Here is a 16,749-nt window from a genome sequence, read left to right on the forward strand (position 1 = left end):
CACACGGGAGAAACGGCGATGACGCTCTGGGTCCGCTACGCGCGCAACGGGATGGAAGGCTTCGGCACGCTGGAGGGCGATGCCATCCAGCCCCACACCGGCGACCTCTTTGCCACCGCCGCGCCCGAGGGCGCGCCCTTCCCGCTGGCGGAGGCGACGCTGCTGTCCCCCGTCCGCCCCACGGTCTTCATCGGCCTCTGGAACAATTTCGCCGAGGCCGCGACGAAGCAGGGGCTTTCCCACCCCGAATCACCGCTGTTCTTCCTGAAGTCGCCGCGCAGCATCGTAGGCCCCGACGTCACCATCGCGCCGCCACCCGGCTACACCGGCCGCGTGATCTATGAAGGGGAGCTCGGCCTGGTGATCGGCAAGCGCGTCTCCAACGCGACGGAGGAGGAAGCCGCCGCCGCGATCTTCGGCCTGACCTGCGTGAATGACGTGACGGCGCTGGATACGCTGACGGCCGATCCCTCCTTCCCGCAATGGGCACGCGCCAAGGGCGCGGACAGTTTCGGTCCCGTCGGCCCCGCCATCGCCACGGATCTCGACTGGTCAGCGCTGCGCGTGAAGGTTTCCCTGAATGGCCGCGTGCGCCAGGACTATCCGACTGCCGACATGATCATCCCGCCGGCGCGGATCGTGTCGCTGCTGTCGCGGGAGATGACGCTTGAAGCCGGCGACCTCATCGCCTGCGGCACGAGCGTCGGCGCGCTGCCGATGCGCCCTGGCATGACCGTGGAGGTCACGATCGAGGGCATCGGCACACTGCGCAACGTGTTCGGCGGCTGAAAAACCTCCCGGTCCAGGGTCCGGTTGGACCCTGGCGAGGGGGAGCAACGCTCCCCCTGCAATCACCCGAACAGGTTCCCGCCCGCCTTCACCGCCGCAGCCACCTTGGCGACGTAGTTGCCCTGGAAGCGCGCGCCATCCAGCTCCACCGCGGAAGGCTGCCGGCTGCCATCGCCATCCGTGATGGTGGATGCGCCATAGGGGCTGCCGCCCTTCACCTCGCCCACGCCCATCTGCCCCTGGAAGGCATAGGGCAGGCCCACGATGATCAGGCCGAGATGCATCAGCGTCGGCAGGAAGGTCAGGATCGTGCTCTCCTGCCCGCCATGCTGCGTGGCGGAGGAGGTGAACACCGACCCCACCTTCCCGTTCAGCGCGCCCTTCGCCCAGAGACCGCCGGTCTGGTCGATGAAGTTCCGCATCTGGGACGTCACGCTGCCGTAGCGCGTGCCGCTGCCGAAGATGATGGCGTCGTAGCCCGGCAGTTCATCCACCGTGGCGACCGGCGCGGCCTGGTCCATCTTGTAGTAGGACTTCCGCGCGACTTCCTCCGGCACCAGTTCCGGCACGCGCTTGATGTCCACCTCGGCGCCGGCGGCGCGGGCGCCCTCCGCCACGGCCTGCGCCATCGCCTCGATATGGCCATAGGCGGAATAGTAGAGCACGAGCACGCGGGTCATCGGGCCACTCCCATCGGATTGAGGATGGGAACGTCTTGCCGGGGCTGACGGCACCCCGCCATCAGCCCATGGTGATGATGATCAGAAACGCGGCGGATGATCCCTCAGTAGCAGCCCGCCACCCGCGCCCTGGCCCGCACCAGCGCCAGCACCGTGTCGCAGGTTGGCACCGGCACCTCCACCAGCGCGGCCAGTTCCACCACGGCGCCCAGCAGCGCATCGATCTCCATCGGCCGGCCCCGTTCCAGGTCCTGCAGCATGGAGGTCTTGTGCGCGCCGACCTCGGCACCCCCCGCGATGCGCTTGTCCACATCGATGGCGAAGCGCACGCCGAGCTTCTCCGCCACCGCCTGGCCTTCCAGCATCATCGCCCGCGCCACGCCGCGCTGGCCGGGATCGCCGATCAGCACATCCAGCGTCACGCCCGTCAGCGCGCTGATCGGGTTGAAGGCCATGTTGCCCCAGAGCTTGACCCAGAGCTCGTCCCGGATCTTGGGCCGCACCGGCGCCTTCAACCCGGCAGCGATCAGCGCCTCGCTCAGTGCCGCCACGCGCGGGCTGCGGCTGCCATCGGGCTCCCCCAGCGTGAAGCGGTCGCCATAGGTATGCTCGATCACACCGGGCTCCGGCACCTCCGCCGCCGGATAGACGATGGCGCCGATGGCTCGCGACGGCGCCAGCAATTCGCTGACGACGCCGCCGGGATCGACGCTCTCGACGCGCCGGCCTTCATGCGGCCCGGCGAGCTTGTGAAAATACCACCAGGGAATGCCGTTGACGGCGGAGACGATCGCCGTCTCCGGCCCCAGCAGCGGCTGCATCTGCTTCGCCGCGGACGGCAGGGAATGCGCCTTCAGCGTGACGACGACATAGTCCTGCACGCCGGCTTCATCGGCGGTCGCCACGGCGCGGACCGGCACGGTGATCTCCGTGCCCTCGCTCCGCAGCACGAGGCCCTTCTGCTGCATGGCGGCGAGGTGCGGGCCACGGGCGATGACCGTGACCTCGTGATCCCCCTTGGCGGCGAGCTTCGCAGCCATCAGCCCGCCGATCGCGCCGGCGCCGAAAACGCAGATTTTCATGGTTTGCGCCACCGATTCAGCTCTCCGGGGCATTCGCCCCTCCGACCATCGGGGGCGGTCACAGCGAAAGCCCCAGCTTCTCCGCCAGCCCGATGCGCATCAGCTTGCCCGTCGCCCCCTTCGGGATTTCCGGCAGGAACACGACCTTCCGCGGCACCTTGAAATCCGCCAGGTGCTTGGCCGCGAAGTCGCGCAATTCGCGCTCCGTCAGTTCCATGCCCTCCCGCAGCACCACCGCCGCGCCGACTTCCTCGCCCAGCTTGGCGTGAGGGATCGCGAAGGTCAGCGCCTGCGCCACCGCCGGGTGGTCGGAGAGGATGCCATCCACCTCCAGCGGCGACACCTTCTCGCCGCCCCGGTTGATGAGTTCCTTCAACCGGCCGGTGAGCATGAGGAACCCGTCCTCGTCGAACATCCCCTGGTCCCCGGTCCGGAACCACCCGTTGGTGAAGGCTTTCGCGTTGGCCTCCGGGTTCGCCTCATACCCCTTGGTCACGTTCGGCCCGCGGATCACGACTTCCCCGATGCCCCCCTTGGCCATGATCGATCCGTCATCATCCATGATCGCCACCTCCGGCCCGGCCGGCAGCCCGACCAGCCCCGGCTTGCGCGGGCCCGCCAGCGGGTTGGAGCACATCTGGTGGCTCGCCTCCGTCATGCCGTAGCTCTCCACCAGCGGCACGCCGAACACGTCCTCCAGCTGCTTCATCACCGGCCCCGGCAGCGATGCGGAGGAGGATCGGATGAAGCGCAGCGGCGCGCGCTTGATGATCTCCGCATTGCGCTCGGCCCGCGTCAGGATCGTCTGGTGCATCGTCGGCACCGCCGTGTACCAACTCGGCCTTTCCTCATCCATCCAGCGGAAGAACTTCAGCGCATCGAAGCCTGGCGTGCAGCACACGGAAGCGCCCGCACCCAGGGATGACAGCACCGCCGCGATCAGCCCATGGATGTGGAACAGCGGCATGATGTTGAGGCAGGCATCGGCCGGCGTCAGCGCCAGCGTCGCGCCGATGTGCCGGGCGGAGGCGCAGATATTGCCCTGCGTCAGCGGCACGATCTTCGGCCGCGCCGTGGTGCCGGAGGTATGCAGCACCAGCGCCACATCATCCTCAACCGCCATCCCCGGCAAGGCCGCGCTGCCGGCGGGCCCGCCCTCCAGCGTGAAGGCGCCCGCACCGCCCGCGGCATCCGGCACCAGTTCGATGATGGGCACGCCGAGCTTGGCCGCAGCGCCGCGCGCCGGCGTCTCGTTGCCCTTCAGGACGATCAGCGCCTTCGCCTTCAGATCGTCGATGTAGAATTCGAATTCCTCGCCCCGATAGCTCGGGTTGAGCGGCGCGGTGGTGGCGCCGGCGGCCACGGACACGAAGGCGGTCGCCATTTCCGGCCCGTTCGGCAGCACCATCGCCACCCGGTCGCCGCGCCCGATGCCGCGCGCGTTCAGCGCGGCCACCGTTGCCGCCGCCAGGGCCCGCAGCCCGTCATAGGTCAGTGCGGCCCGCCCCTCCGTCGCGCGGATGGCGGCGGCGTTCCCCTTCCCCTGTTGCAGCAGTTCCGCAGTGGTGCGGTAGGCAGCCATGGTGGAAGTCTCCCCTGTGTTGGGCAGGAGTATGCCGGGCAGGCCAGCGGCACGGAAGAGTCACGCCGGCGGCGGCCGAACTGGCCCCGCCCCCTTCCCCGGTGCTAGGCAACGGATGTGACGATCCGCCGATGGATGCTGCCGGCCTGCCTCCTCGCCACGCTGGCTTCCCCGGCCCTGGCGCAATCCCCCGCGCGCGACCCGCAGCAGCCTTCCGCGCGCGATGTGCGGGACGCCGAGCGCACCGCCACCGAACGCCGCCGCGCCGCGGAAGCCGCCACCGAACGCGCCCGCGCCCTGGCGGAGGAGGAGATCCGCCTGGCGGAGCGCCGGGTGGAGGCCGCCGCCCGCGCCCAGGCCGCGGAAGCCGCAGTGGAGGAAGCCCGCCAGCATCTGATCGCCGCCCGGCGCGACGGCCAGGCCGCCGCCGCGGAAATGTCCCGCCGCGCCGCCGCGCTGCGCCCGCTGCTGCCCGTCATGCTCCGCCTCTCCCTCTGGCCGGCGGAGACCGTGCTGGCCGTGCCGGGGGAACCCGAGGACGCGCTGCGCGGCGCCCTCGTCCTCCGCGGCCTGGTCCGGCGGCTGGAGGAGGAGGCCGCCGCGCTGCGCCTGGCCGAGCAGGCCGCCCAGGATGCCGAGCGCCGCGCGGTGCGGGAGGCCGAGTCGCTCGCCACCGCCGAGGCCGCGGCGCGGGAGGCCGAGGCCGCGCTGGAGCAGGAATTGGCCGAGGCCCGCCGCCGCCGCGGCGCGGCGGAGGAGCAGGAGGAACGCGCCGCCACCCGCTCCGCGGAAGCCGCCGCCCGCGCCGGCGACCTGGCCGATGTGCTGGCGCGCCTGGAACGGGAACGGGTGCGGCGGGAGGCCGAGGAACGCGCCAATGCCGCCGCCCGCGCCGCCGAGGCCGCCCGCCGTGCGGCCGAGGAAGCCCGCGAACGCCGGCTGGCGGAAGCCGCCCGCGCCCGCGCCGCCGAACGCGCGGCAGAGGAAGCCCGTGCGGAAGCGCGGGCGGAGGCCCGCAACCGCACCGCCAGCCGCGCGCCCGCGCGGGATGACCCGCCCCCCCGCCAGGCCGCCGCCCCCGTGGTACCGACCGGCGGCCGCGCCGTCCCCGTCTCCGGCCGGATCGCGACCCAATGGGGGGAAGCCGTCGCCGGTGGCCCGCATCGGGGCCTGACCTATGCGGCGGCGGGTGGCGCCCGGGTGGTTTCCCCCTGCAATGGCCGCGCCGTCTTCGCCGCCCCGTTCCGATCCTTCGGGCTTCTGTTGATTGTGGATTGCGGGGCAGGATACCATTTTGTTCTGGCCGGCCTCGAACGGCTTGACGCCTCCGCCGGGCAGCGCCTTCTGGCGGGGGAGCCGATCGGGGTATTGGGCGGGGCTGGCGCTGCGGGCGGTTCCCTCTATGTGGAGTTGCGACGCAACGGTCAGCCTGTCGATCCGCGGCCCTGGTTCGCGGCGCGGGGGTAACCCCGGGGTCATAACCCCGGGTCATATTGGTCAGGTCACGGGCCTTCCAGCCCGGGACCCAAGGATGCGGGTGGTCGCATGAGCGACGTGTCTGGACAGCAGGATGATCGGCGCACCCCCAAGGCTGCGCGGATCCCGAATCTCGGCGCCTCCCCTGTCGGGCTTGGCGTGACGGCCGCGCCACCGGTATCGCGGCGCCGTCGCCTCGGCACCTTCGGTGCCGTCACCGCGGCCTTCGTCGCAGGCGCCGTGATCGGCCCGCTGATCGCCCTGCCCACCATCCAGGCCTGGGCGCAGGATGGCGGACGGGCGGAGACCTACCGCCTGCTCAACCTGTTCGGCGATGTCTTCGAACGCATCCGCGCCGAATATGTGGAACCCGTCACCGACCGCGACGTGATCGAGAACGCGATCAACGGGATGCTCCAGGGCCTCGACCCGCACAGCAGCTACATGAATCCGCGCAGCTTCCGCGACATGCAGGTGCAGACGCGCGGCGAATTCGGCGGCCTCGGCATCGAAGTCACGCAGGAGGGGGGGTACGTCAAGGTCATCTCCCCGATCGACGACACCCCCGCCGCCCGTGCCGGCGTGAAGCCCGGCGACCTCATCACCCACCTCAACGGCCAGTCCACCCAGGGCCTGACCTTGCAGGAAGCGGTGGAGCAGATGCGCGGCGAACGCGGCACCGCCATCCGCCTGACCATCCGGCGCGAAGGCGAAGCCCGCCCGGTTGAACTCTCCCTGACGCGCGACGTCATCCGCCCGCAGGTCGCCCGCTTCCGGATGGAAGGCAACGACATCGCCTATGTCCGCCTGTCCTCCTTCAACGAGCAGACAGAAGGCGCGCTGCGCCGCGCCATGACGTCCATGCGCAACCAGGCCGGCACGAATCTTCGGGGCGTCATCCTCGACCTCCGCAACAACCCCGGCGGGCTGCTCGACCAGGCCGTGCAGGTGGCGGATGACTTCCTGGACCAGGGGGAGATCGTCTCCACCCGGGCCCGCCGCGCGGAAGACGCCCAGCGCTGGAACGCCCGTCCGGGCGACATCGCGCAGGGGCTGCCGATGGTCGTGCTGGTCAATGCCGGCTCCGCCAGCGCATCCGAGATCGTCGCCGGCGCGCTGCAGGACCATCGTCGCGCAATCGTGATGGGCGTGAAATCCTTCGGCAAGGGCAGCGTCCAGACCGTGATGCCCATCCCCGGCCAGGGCGCCATCCGCCTGACGACGGCGCGCTACTACACCCCCTCCGGCCGCTCCATCCAGGCGACGGGGATCGAGCCGGATATCGAGGTGCTCGCCGCCCGCGTGGACCCCAACGCCCCGGCGCGGGACCGCGAAGCCGACCTGCGCCGCGCGCTGCGCAACGATGGCGAACGCGCCGCCGCCACGCCGCAGCCCGCGCCGCCGCCCCTGCCGCCGCTGAACCTGCCGGCCGGCGTTCTGGACCGCGTCGTGCGCGCCCCGGCCGAAGGCGCCCCTGCCTTCGACCCGACCAAGCCCGAGACCGACCACCAGCTGCAACAGGCGGCCCAGCTGCTGCGCGCCATCGCCGCCGCCCCCGCCCAGCCGCAGCGCCGCGTCCAGCGCTGACACCACCGATGCCTGGCGGCCGATGAGGGTGACAAGCCGCCAGGCGCTGGCCGGATTCTGGGCCGGCCTCGTCATCATCCTCGGCGCCGGCGCCATCACGCTGGAATGGCTCGGCCCGCCCGCCGCGCCGCCGGCCGATCCCGTGGCGGCGGAACAGGCCGCCACGCCCGGCGCGCCGCCACCAGTCCCCGCCACGCCAACCGCGCCCGTGGCCGCGGCGCCAACCGCGCCCGTATCGGCGACACCAACCGCGCCCGTATCGGCGACACCAACCGCCCGGCCATCGCCGGAAGCCGGCGCCGCCCCTGCACCAGGCAACGCGGCGCCCGCCAGCCAGGCCGCCACCACCCCCGTCGCCGCGCCGGAACCCCCGCCACTCACCGCCACCACCGCCCGCCGCACCGCGGCCGACCCCGCCATCCCCCCGCCCGACCCGCTGCTGCAGGAAGCCTCCCGCCACGGCGCGCCCATCCCGAAGCTCGGCCCGGATGGCCGTACCGCCATCCGCACCTATGCCCGCCCCTTCGACCGGGAGGATCGCCGCCCCCGCATCGGCCTGATCGTCGGCAACATGGGCGCCTTCGCCCAGCATTCGGAGGAAGCGATCCGCCGCCTGCCCGGCGCCGTCACCCTCGCCTTCAGCCCCTACGCCACCCGCCCCGAACCCCTGCTGGAACGCGCCCGCGCCCGGGGGATGGAAGTGCTGACCGCCCTGCCCCTGGAACCCGCGGGCTATGGAAGGGACGCCGATCCCGGCGACCGCGCCTTGCTGACCACCCTGCCGGTGGGCGAGAATATCGAACGCCTGGAATGGGCCCTGTCCCGTACCCCCGCCCAGGTCGGTGCCATCGGCGCGCTGTCCCGCATGCGGGGCGAACGCTTCGCCCAGAACCCCGAATTGCTCGCCCAGATGCAGCAGGTGCTGACCGCCCGCGGCCTGCTCTACATCGATCCCCGCCCCGGCGCCCCCCAGCCCGCCCGCGCCATCGGCCGCACCGTCGATGTGCTGCTGGACGAACCCTCCGAAACCAGGGGCGAGATCGAGCGCCGCCTGGCCGAACTCGAAGCCCTGGCCCGCGCCAGCACGCCCAGCTCCGCCCTCGGCCTGGTCGGCAACCCCACCCCCGCCGCCGTCGCCGCCATCCTCTCCTGGGCCAGCGGGCTGGAGGAACGCGGCGCCGTCCTCGCCCCCGTCACCACCATGCTCCGCCGCCCCGCCGAACAGGCCGCGACACCCGCCGCCGCGACTCGGTGACGATCCGGAAGCGCTTCGCTACAAGCGCGGCATGAGCCCCCTTCCCTACCGCCCCAATGTCGGCGCCGTCCTGTTCAACCAGGCCGGCCTGGTCCTCGTCGCCCGCCGCGCGGACATGCCCAACGCCGAAGGCAGCGCCGGCGGCTGGCAACTGCCCCAGGGCGGGGTGGATGAGGGGGAGGACCTTCGCGTCGCGGTCCTGCGCGAACTGGCGGAGGAGATCGGCACGAACAAGGCCGAGATCATCGCCGAACACCCGGAATGGCTGACCTACGACTTCCCGCCGGAACTCCAGCGGATGCGCATGGCGCAGAAATACCGCGGGCAGCGCCAGCGCTGGTTCGCGCTGCGCTTCACGGGGGTGGACGGCGACATAAGGCTGGATGCGGACACGCACCCGGAATTCGATGCCTGGCGCTGGGCGAGGATCGAGGAACTGCCGGAGCTGGCGGTCAGCTTCAAGCGGGGGATCTATGAGGAGCTGGTGCGGGCATTCGGGCCGCTCGCCCGGTGATCGATGGGGAAGGCGCTGCCTTCCCCATACCCCATCCGCCAGGAGGCAGAGCCTCCTGGACCATCGTCAATGCGAGGGTTCCAAGGGCCCGCTGGCCCTTGGCATGGGGGGTACGGGGGGAACAGCGTTCCCCCCGGGCCACTACTCCGCCGTCGCCCCGCTGATCTCCACCAGCTGCTTCCACCGATCCTCCTCGGCCCGCCAGAACTCCAGGAACGCCGCCGGCGTCGCATCCGTCACGGTGCGGAAGCCCAGCGGCGCCAGGCGCTCCCCGAACTCGGGCGCCCGCACCACCTGCACGATGGAGGCATGCACCCGCTCCAGGATCGGCGCCGGCAGGTTGGGGGGGGAGACGACGGCGTACCAGGCCTGGGCATCGATCCCCTGGCCCGGCAGCACCTCATCCATCCCCGGCACGTTCTCCAGCCCCGGCACGAAGGTCACGCGCGCGGCGGACCCCACGGCCAGCGCCCGCACCCGGCCTTCCCGCACATGCGGCATCAGCGCGGGCATCACGTCGAACATCATGTCGATGTTCCCCGCCACCAGATCCTGGATGGCCGGCCCGCCGCCGCGATAGGGGACATGGGTGATATCCACATTGGCCGCCCGCTTCACCCGTTCGATGAACAGGTGGCTGGTGGTCCCGGTGCCGGAGGACCCCATGGAAACCCGGCCCGGATTGGCACGCGCGAAGGCGATCAGCTCCGCGAAGCTCCGCCAGGGGCGCTGCGCGTTCACCGCCATCAGGATGGTGCCGGTGGACACGCGCGTGACCGGGCCGAGGTCCTTCAGCGGGTCGATCGGCATGCGATTGCCATAGAGGAACTTGTTGGCCGCCAGCGTATTCGCCGCCGCCAGCATCAGCGTGTGCCCATCGGCCGGCGACTGCGCGACATGCTGGCTGCCGATATTGCCGCCGGCGCCGGCGCGGTTCTCCACCACGAAGGGCTGGCCCAGCAGCGCCTGCAGCCGCTCCGCCAGCATGCGCGCGGTGATGTCGAGCGCCCCGCCGGCGGCGATCGGTACCACGATGCGCGTCGGGCGGCTCGGCCAGGGCGCCTGCGCCAGTGCAGGCGTCGCCAGCAGGGCGAGCGGGGTCATCAAGGCGGAACGGCGAGTCAGCATCGTCATGGGTCTCCCGGTGTTGGGTGGAAGATGGCAAGGCGCGACCGTTTCGTCATCGTCCTTCGCAAACAGCCCCGGCCTGGCGGCTGCGCTACCCCGCGGGCTGGCCGAGATAGGCGCGGGCGAGGGCCCGCCACATCTGCTTGCGGTTCAGCTCCCAGTCATAGGGCAGGCCGCGATGCACATCGCCGGCGGCCAGCGCCACCGCCTGTTCGCGGTGCAGCCAGGACCAGCGGTCGCTGATGCCCCAGGTCATCAAGGTCCGCGCACCGCCCTCGAAGGCGGCGGAGGCGAAGGCGTGGACGCGCTGCGCCACCGCGAAATCCCGCGCCACGAAATCGCCGACCGGCGGGCGAAGCTCCCGCACATCCAGCTCCGTGATCAGCACCTGGAGGTCGAGCGCCCGGATCTGCCGTACGAAGTCCCGGAACTGGTCCGGCCGGAAGGCATTGCGCATTTGCAGATGCGCCTGGATCCCCACCGCATCCAGCGGCACGTTCCGTGCGCGAAGGCCGCGCAGCAGCCGCAGCAGCCGCCGGCGCTTCTCCTCGGATGAAGGCGTGTCGTCCTCCACCCCATAGTCGTTCAGCGTGATGCGGAGCAGCGGGTCCCGCTCCCGCGCCGCGCGCAGCGCGATGGCGATGTAGTCGGGGCCGAGTGCCCGCAGCCAGGGCGTGTCACGGAGGTCGGTGGTGTTGCCCGCGGGCTCCGGCACGTCGGAACCCGGCGGGTTGGCGATGGGTTCGTTCACCACGTCCCAGTCACGGATGCGGGCGCGGGTGTGGGCCAGGACGCGGTCGAAATGCGAATCCATCACGGCGCGGGCACGGCGGGGCCCCTCCCCGATCGCAGCCACGGCCCAGGGCGGCAGGTCCTGGTGCCAGACCAGCGCATGGCCGCGCACGGTCTTGCGGAAATGCGCCGCCCAGGCCAGCAGCGCATCGAGCGGCCCGGTCTCGAACCGCCCTTCCTCCGGCTGCATCGCGGCGAACTTGCCTTCGTATTCCGGGACCAGGACGCTGGCTTCCTGCGCGACCAGGGCGGCGAATTCAGGCTCCTCCGCGATCAGCTTCGCGGTGACGGCGCAGCCATAGGTCAGGCCTCGGCTGGCCGCGATCTCCCCCAGCGGCCGATCCGGCGCGCTTTGCGGGCTGAAGGGCTGCCCGGCGGCGGCCTGCGCCAGGAAGGGCGACAGCAGGAGGGGCGCGGCCCCGCGCCGGGTGAGGCGCAAGGTCAGGCCGCCATGGCCGGCGACCGCGCGCCATTCGCCGCGGCTTCCTTCGCCAGCGACCGCTGGAACCGGTCCCGCCGCCATTCCAGCAGCTTCCAGGCGCCCCGTGCGGCCACGGCCGAAAGCCGCCCACGCGGCTCCAGCCCGATCGACTTGAACACCATGCCCATGCCCCGCTCGATGTGGCGGAAACGATAGTAACCCATCGCCCGGCTCATATAGCCGGCGATGCAACGGTCATGGCTGTAGGGGGTGTCCTCCGCCTCGTTCCCGCAATGGAAGGCGAAGGCGAGCTCGTCATCCTCGCTCTCCCCGATCCGCCCCGTCGCGACCTTCAGGCGCTGGAGGAAGGACAGCTCCTCCCGCGCCAGATAGCGCTTCATGTGGTCGTAGAAGAGCTTGAAGTGCCGGTATTCATCCGCCGCGATCAGGCGGCAGATCTCCTTCAGCACCGGCTCCTCGGTCGCCTCGCCGAGGGCGGTGTAGTAGCTGCTGGTCCCGGTCTCCACCATGCAGCGGGCGATCAGCTCCCCGGTGCGGGAGCCCCGGATAGAGGCATCGGCCTTGAGGTCGATCTGGTAGCCCGCGCGGTAGCGGGCGAAGGCGGCTTCGAAATCCCAGCCGGGATCCGCCAGCATCCCCCAGCGGCCCAGCGTGTCGCCATGCTGCGTCTCCTCCACGCCCCAATGCTCGGCCGCTGCCTGGAAGGCGGGATCGTCGCCGAAGACGCGGGTGAGGTAGGTGACGTAGTCCGCGGCATTCCGCTCCACCATCGCGGCCGCCTTGATCAGCGGCACCACGCCGGGGTCGAGCTTCGCCCGGTCGAAGCGGTCCCAGCCGACCTGATCGATATGCCAGTGCTTCATCGCCGGAAGGTCATCCCCTTGCTGGCGTCATGCGCCCTGCACGCCCATGTTCGGCGGCGCCTGCGCGGATTCAAGCGGCCCCGGAACACACTACCCAGAAACACGCAGGGGCCAGAAACACGAAAGGCCGCCCCGCTTCACGCGGCGCGGCCCTTTCGGCAGGCGCTGGACTGGTCAGGCCGCTTCGGCGACCGAAACCGCGACCCGCGCGGCCAGCAGCTTCGCCATCACGGCGTCGCGACGTTCCGGCGTCTCGGCGCCGGAAGCGGCATAGGCGGCCTCGGCCTCCCGCAGCCGCGCCTCGGCGCCGGCCTTGGACAGCTGCGCCACCGGCGTCGCCTCATCCGCCAGGACCGTGCAGCGATCCGGCGTCACTTCGGCGAAGCCGCCCGCGACATAGAGGCGTTCGGTGATCTGCCCGCCCTCGGTCACGGCAATCACGCCGCCGCGCAGCGTGACGATCATCGGCGCGTGGCCGGGCAGCACGCCCATCTCGCCCTCGGCGGCGGGCAGCACGGCCATCTCCACCGCGCGGCTCAGCAGCAGCTTCTCCGGGGAGACGAGTTCGAGCTGGAAGGTGGCCATCGGGTGATCCCGTTCTCAGTCATGAAGCCCGCCCGAGGCATGGGCAGGCATGGCGCCCGGCCCATCAGGGCCGGGCGTTCAGTCTCAGGCCGCGGCCTTGAGCGTCTCGGCCTTCTTCACGGCCTCCTCGATCGTGCCGACCATGTAGAAGGCGGCCTCGGGGAGGTGGTCGTATTCGCCCTTGCAGATCGCCGCGAAGCTGCGGACCGTATCCTCCAGCTTCACGAAGACGCCGGGGGTGCCGGTGAAGACTTCCGCGACGTGGAAGGGCTGGGAGAGGAAGCGCTGGATCTTGCGCGCGCGCGCCACGATCAGCTTGTCCTCTTCCGAGAGCTCGTCCATGCCCAGGATGGCGATGATGTCCTGCAGGGACTTGTAGGTCTGCAGGATCTTCTGCACTTCGCGGGCCGTGTTGTAGTGCTCCTCGCCCACGATCCGCGGGTCCATCGCGCGGCTCGTGCTGTCCAGCGGGTCCACCGCCGGGAAGATCGCCATTTCGGCGATGGAGCGCGACAGAACGGTCGTCGCGTCCAAGTGCGCGAAGGACGTGGCCGGCGCCGGGTCGGTCAGGTCGTCCGCGGGCACGTAGATCGCCTGCACGGAGGTGATCGACCCCTTCTTCGTCGACGTGATGCGTTCCTGCAGCGCGCCCATATCCGTCGCCAGCGTGGGCTGATAGCCCACGGCGGAGGGGATGCGGCCCAGCAGCGCGGAGACTTCCGCGCCCGCCTGCGTGAAGCGGAAGATGTTGTCGATGAAGAACAGCACGTCCTGGCCCTGCTCGTCGCGGAAGTATTCCGCGACCGAGAGGCCGGACAGCGCGACGCGCGCGCGCGCGCCCGGCGGCTCGTTCATCTGGCCATAGACCAGCGCCACCTTGGAGCCTTCGGTGTTGCCGTCGTTCAGCTTGATGACGCCGGCATCACACATCTCGTGATACAGGTCGTTGCCCTCGCGGGTCCGCTCACCGACGCCGGCGAAAACGGACACGCCGCCATGCGCCTTGGCGATGTTGTTGATGAGTTCCTGGATGGTGACCGTCTTGCCCACGCCGGCGCCGCCGAACAGGCCGATCTTGCCGCCCTTCAGGTAGGGGGCCAGCAGGTCCACAACCTTGATGCCCGTCACCAGGATCTCCGCGCTCGTCGCCTGGTCCTCGAAGGACGGCGCCTCGCGGTGGATGGTGTAGGTCTTCTCATGCGGCACCGGGCCACGCTCGTCGATCGGCTCGCCGATGACGTTCATGATGCGGCCCAGCGTGCCCGTGCCGACGGGGACGGAGATGCCCGCGCCCGTGTCCACGACCTCGGCGCCACGGACCAGACCATCGGTCGTGTCCATGGCGATGGTGCGCACCGTGCGCTCACCCAGGTGCTGCGCCACTTCCAGGACCAGCGTGCGGTCGTCGATCTTGACGTGCAGCGAGTTCAGGATGGACGGCAGCTCGGCGGGGAACTGAACGTCCACCACGGCGCCGAGAACCTGCGAAACCTTGCCGACATTGTTCTTCATGGCTTTGCTCCTCAGACCGCCTCGGCACCGGAGATGATCTCGATCAGCTCCCTGGTGATGTTGGCCTGTCGCGTGCGGTTGTAGTTGAGCGTGAGCTTGTTGATCATCTCGCCCGCATTGCGGGTCGCGTTGTCCATCGCCGTCATCTGGCTGCCGAAGAAGCCCGCGGCGTTCTCAAGGATCGCGCGGTACATCTGGATCGCCAGGTTCTGCGGCAGCAGCGTCGCGAGGATCTCCTCCTCGCTCGGCTCGTATTCATACAGCGCCTGCGGACCGGTGGCCGCTACGGCGCCGACTTCCGGCAGCGTGGCCGGGATCATCTGCTGCGCGGTCGGCACCTGGCTGATGACGCTGCGGAAGCGGTTGTAGACCAGCGTGCAGACGTCGAACTCGCCGGCTTCCAGCATCTCCGTCACGCGGGTCGCGACGGATTGCGCATCACCGAAATCGACGCGCTTCTTGCCCTGGAAGCTGATCTCGCCAACGATCCGACTGCCGAATTCACGCTTCAGGAAGGTCGCGCCCTTGCGGCCGACGGACAGCACCTTCACCGTCTTGCCCTCCGCCTCCAGCTCCCGGATCTTCGTCCGGGCGAAGCGGCTGACATTGGTGTTGAAGGCGCCGGCCAGGCCACGGTCACCCGTGACCACGACCAGCAGGTGAACCTTGTCGCTGCCGGTGCCGACCAGCATCTTCGGCGCATCCGGGCTGCCCGCCACGGAAGCGCCAAGCGACGCCAGCATGCGCTCCATGCGTTCGGCATAGGGGCGCGCGGCCTCGGCCGCCAACTGGGCGCGGCGAAGCTTCGCCGCCGCGACCATCTTCATCGCCTGGGTGATCTTCCGCGTGCTCTTCACCGAGGTGATCCGAGCACGCAGCGCCTTGAGGCTGGCCATCCGCCGCTATCCCTTTTCGCCCAGCCTCAGCTGAAGGACTTGGCGAAGCCGTCGAGGAAGGCGATCAGCTTGCCCTCGACATCCTTCTTGATCTCGCGGTCGTTGCGGATCGAGGCGACGATCTCCGGCGCGCGCGCCTTGATCTCCGACAGGAACTGCCGCTCGAACTCGCCGACCTTGTTCAGGGGCAGGCTGTCCAGGTAGCCGCGCGTGCCGGCGAACAGGCCGAGGACCTGCTCCTCCACCGGAACCGGCTTGTACTGCGGCTGCTTCAGCAGCTCCGTCAGCCGCGCGCCGCGGGCCAGCAGGGCCTGCGTCGTGCTGTCGAGGTCGGAGGCGAACTGCGCGAAGGCCGCCATCTCGCGGTACTGCGCCAGCTCCAGCTTGATCTTGCCGGCCACCTGCTTCATCGACTTCACCTGCGCGGCGGAGCCGACGCGGGAGACCGAGAGGCCGACGTTCACGGCCGGGCGGATGCCCTTGAAGAACAGTTCCGTCTCCAGGAAGATCTGCCCGTCCGTGATGGAGATCACGTTGGTCGGGATGTAGGCGGAAACGTCACCGGCCTGCGTCTCGATCACCGGCAGGGCGGTCAGCGACCCCTTGCCGAAATCGTCGTTCATCTTGGCCGCACGCTCCAGCAGACGGCTGTGCAGGTAGAACACGTCGCCCGGATAGGCCTCGCGGCCCGGCGGACGGCGCAGCAGCAGCGACATCTGGCGGTAGGCGACGGCCTGCTTGGAGAGGTCGTCGTAGAAGATGACCGCGTGCATCGCGTTGTCGCGGAAATATTCGCCGAGCGTGCAGCCCGTGTAGGGCGCCAGGAACTGCATCGGCGCCGGGTCGGACGCGGTGGCGGCGACGACGATCGAATACTCGAGCGCGCCGTTCTCCTCCAGCGTCTTCACCAGCTGCGCGACGGTGGAGCGCTTCTGGCCGATGGCGACGTAGATGCAGAACAGCTTCTTGCTGTCGTCATCACCCGCGGCGGCGTTCGCCACCTTCTGGTTGATGATGGTGTCCAGGATGACGGCGGTCTTGCCGGTCTGGCGGTCACCGATGATCAGCTCGCGCTGGCCACGGCCGATCGGGATCAGGGCGTCGATCGCCTTGATGCCGGTCTGCATCGGCTCATGCACCGACTTGCGGGGGATGATGCCCGGCGCCTTCACCTCGACGCGCATGCGCGCCTCGGCAACGATCGGGCCCTTGCCGTCGATCGGGTTGCCGAGCGCGTCCACGACGCGGCCCAGGAAACCCTTGCCGACGCCGACGTCCACGATCTCACCGGTACGGGAGACGGTGTCGCCTTCCTTCACGCCCTTGTCGTCACCGAAGATGACGACGCCGACATTGTCGGTCTCGAGGTTCAGGGCCATGCCCTTGATGCCGGCGCCGGGGAATTCCACCAGCTCGCCAGCCATCACGTTCTGCAGCCCGAAGACGCGCGCGATGCCGTCACCGACGGTCAGCACGGTGCCGACTTCGGCGACATTGGCTTCAGCGTCGAAGCCGGAGATCTGAGCCTTCAGGATCTCCGAAATCTCGGCAGGACGGATCTCCATG

At 70.2% G+C, this 16,749-nt stretch carries 15 protein-coding genes; 5 read left to right on the top strand and 10 right to left on the bottom strand.

Annotated features, from left to right (window positions below; translation table 11 throughout):
- Positions 1 to 18 precede the first annotated feature (18 nt).
- Positions 19 to 789: a fumarylacetoacetate hydrolase family protein gene (locus ACTIE5_RS08675; protein ID WP_439549298.1), complete on the top strand. Its 771-nt coding sequence runs from the start codon at positions 19 to 21 to the stop codon at positions 787 to 789.
- 62 nt (positions 790 to 851) lie between these two features.
- Here the strand turns inward: ACTIE5_RS08675 and wrbA are convergent, their stop codons facing one another.
- The 3 genes from wrbA to ACTIE5_RS08690 all read right to left on the bottom strand — a co-directional run bounded on the left by wrbA (position 852) and on the right by ACTIE5_RS08690 (position 4,133).
- Positions 852 to 1,469 carry an NAD(P)H:quinone oxidoreductase gene (gene wrbA / locus ACTIE5_RS08680; protein ID WP_439549299.1) on the bottom strand — a complete coding sequence of 206 codons (618 nt, stop codon included), beginning with the start codon at positions 1,467 to 1,469 and terminating at the stop codon, positions 852 to 854.
- Positions 1,470 to 1,573: 104 nt separating this feature from the next.
- The gene (locus ACTIE5_RS08685) at positions 1,574 to 2,551 is read right to left on the bottom strand and encodes a 2-dehydropantoate 2-reductase (protein ID WP_439549300.1); all 978 of its coding nucleotides are present in this window, start codon (positions 2,549 to 2,551) and stop codon (positions 1,574 to 1,576) included.
- A gap of 58 nt (positions 2,552 to 2,609) precedes the next feature.
- Positions 2,610 to 4,133, bottom strand: a complete 1,524-nt coding sequence (locus ACTIE5_RS08690) for an acyl--CoA ligase (RefSeq protein ID WP_439549301.1) — start codon at positions 4,131 to 4,133, stop codon at positions 2,610 to 2,612.
- 117 nt (positions 4,134 to 4,250) lie between these two features.
- On the opposite strand from ACTIE5_RS08690, the gene ACTIE5_RS08695 reads away from it, so the two are divergent.
- The 4 genes from ACTIE5_RS08695 to ACTIE5_RS08710 all read left to right on the top strand — a co-directional run bounded on the left by ACTIE5_RS08695 (position 4,251) and on the right by ACTIE5_RS08710 (position 8,965).
- Positions 4,251 to 5,600 (top strand): murein hydrolase activator EnvC family protein, encoded by a 1,350-nt coding sequence (locus tag ACTIE5_RS08695; protein WP_439549302.1) that lies wholly within the window; start codon positions 4,251 to 4,253, stop codon positions 5,598 to 5,600.
- A gap of 78 nt (positions 5,601 to 5,678) precedes the next feature.
- Entirely contained in the window at positions 5,679 to 7,196 is a 1,518-nt protein-coding gene (locus ACTIE5_RS08700; RefSeq protein WP_439549303.1) for a S41 family peptidase, read from the top strand.
- A gap of 22 nt (positions 7,197 to 7,218) precedes the next feature.
- The gene (locus ACTIE5_RS08705; RefSeq protein ID WP_439549304.1) at positions 7,219 to 8,451 is read left to right on the top strand and encodes a divergent polysaccharide deacetylase family protein; all 1,233 of its coding nucleotides are present in this window, start codon (positions 7,219 to 7,221) and stop codon (positions 8,449 to 8,451) included.
- Between the two features lie 31 nt (positions 8,452 to 8,482).
- Positions 8,483 to 8,965 (top strand): RNA pyrophosphohydrolase, encoded by a 483-nt coding sequence (locus ACTIE5_RS08710; protein ID WP_439549305.1) that lies wholly within the window; start codon positions 8,483 to 8,485, stop codon positions 8,963 to 8,965.
- A 141-nt stretch (positions 8,966 to 9,106) separates the two neighbouring features.
- Here ACTIE5_RS08710 and ACTIE5_RS08715 read toward each other — a convergent pair whose 3' ends face one another.
- From ACTIE5_RS08715 to atpA, 7 genes are all read right to left on the bottom strand, one after another.
- Positions 9,107 to 10,099, bottom strand: a complete 993-nt coding sequence (locus ACTIE5_RS08715) for a Bug family tripartite tricarboxylate transporter substrate binding protein (RefSeq protein WP_439549306.1) — start codon at positions 10,097 to 10,099, stop codon at positions 9,107 to 9,109.
- Positions 10,100 to 10,184: 85 nt separating this feature from the next.
- A complete protein-coding gene (locus ACTIE5_RS08720) occupies positions 10,185 to 11,324 on the bottom strand; it encodes an endo-1,4-beta-xylanase (protein ID WP_439549307.1) in 1,140 nt (379 codons plus the stop codon).
- Positions 11,325 to 11,326: 2 nt separating this feature from the next.
- On the bottom strand, positions 11,327 to 12,190 hold the full coding sequence (locus tag ACTIE5_RS08725; protein ID WP_439549308.1) for a ferritin-like domain-containing protein: 864 nt from the start codon (positions 12,188 to 12,190) through the stop codon (positions 11,327 to 11,329).
- 174 nt (positions 12,191 to 12,364) lie between these two features.
- On the bottom strand, positions 12,365 to 12,775 hold the full coding sequence (atpC, locus tag ACTIE5_RS08730) for an ATP synthase F1 subunit epsilon (RefSeq protein ID WP_439549309.1): 411 nt from the start codon (positions 12,773 to 12,775) through the stop codon (positions 12,365 to 12,367).
- Between the two features lie 84 nt (positions 12,776 to 12,859).
- On the bottom strand, positions 12,860 to 14,287 hold the full coding sequence (atpD, locus tag ACTIE5_RS08735) for a F0F1 ATP synthase subunit beta (RefSeq protein ID WP_092954942.1): 1,428 nt from the start codon (positions 14,285 to 14,287) through the stop codon (positions 12,860 to 12,862).
- An 11-nt stretch (positions 14,288 to 14,298) separates the two neighbouring features.
- A complete protein-coding gene (locus tag ACTIE5_RS08740; protein WP_439549310.1) occupies positions 14,299 to 15,183 on the bottom strand; it encodes a F0F1 ATP synthase subunit gamma in 885 nt (294 codons plus the stop codon).
- A 26-nt stretch (positions 15,184 to 15,209) separates the two neighbouring features.
- On the bottom strand, positions 15,210 to 16,748 hold the full coding sequence (gene atpA / locus ACTIE5_RS08745; protein WP_439549311.1) for a F0F1 ATP synthase subunit alpha: 1,539 nt from the start codon (positions 16,746 to 16,748) through the stop codon (positions 15,210 to 15,212).
- Position 16,749: the final 1 nt, after the last annotated feature.

Origin of the sequence: Falsiroseomonas sp. (assembly GCF_051859025.1) — a bacterium.
Lineage (GTDB): Bacteria > Pseudomonadota > Alphaproteobacteria > Acetobacterales > Acetobacteraceae > Falsiroseomonas.

Coding starts and splice junctions, on each gene's coding strand:
- ACTIE5_RS08675 (WP_439549298.1), top strand. CDS start 19: ATGACGCTCTGGGTCCGCTACGCGCGCAACGGGATGGAAGGCTTCGGC.
- wrbA (WP_439549299.1), bottom strand. CDS start 1,469: ATGACCCGCGTGCTCGTGCTCTACTATTCCGCCTATGGCCATATCGAG.
- ACTIE5_RS08685 (WP_439549300.1), bottom strand. CDS start 2,551: ATGAAAATCTGCGTTTTCGGCGCCGGCGCGATCGGCGGGCTGATGGCT.
- ACTIE5_RS08690 (WP_439549301.1), bottom strand. CDS start 4,133: ATGGCTGCCTACCGCACCACTGCGGAACTGCTGCAACAGGGGAAGGGG.
- ACTIE5_RS08700 (WP_439549303.1), top strand. CDS start 5,679: ATGAGCGACGTGTCTGGACAGCAGGATGATCGGCGCACCCCCAAGGCT.
- ACTIE5_RS08705 (WP_439549304.1), top strand. CDS start 7,219: ATGAGGGTGACAAGCCGCCAGGCGCTGGCCGGATTCTGGGCCGGCCTC.
- ACTIE5_RS08710 (WP_439549305.1), top strand. CDS start 8,483: ATGAGCCCCCTTCCCTACCGCCCCAATGTCGGCGCCGTCCTGTTCAAC.
- ACTIE5_RS08715 (WP_439549306.1), bottom strand. CDS start 10,099: ATGACGATGCTGACTCGCCGTTCCGCCTTGATGACCCCGCTCGCCCTG.
- ACTIE5_RS08725 (WP_439549308.1), bottom strand. CDS start 12,190: ATGAAGCACTGGCATATCGATCAGGTCGGCTGGGACCGCTTCGACCGG.
- atpC (WP_439549309.1), bottom strand. CDS start 12,775: ATGGCCACCTTCCAGCTCGAACTCGTCTCCCCGGAGAAGCTGCTGCTG.
- atpD (WP_092954942.1), bottom strand. CDS start 14,287: ATGAAGAACAATGTCGGCAAGGTTTCGCAGGTTCTCGGCGCCGTGGTG.
- ACTIE5_RS08740 (WP_439549310.1), bottom strand. CDS start 15,183: ATGGCCAGCCTCAAGGCGCTGCGTGCTCGGATCACCTCGGTGAAGAGC.
- atpA (WP_439549311.1), bottom strand. CDS start 16,748: ATGGAGATCCGTCCTGCCGAGATTTCGGAGATCCTGAAGGCTCAGATC.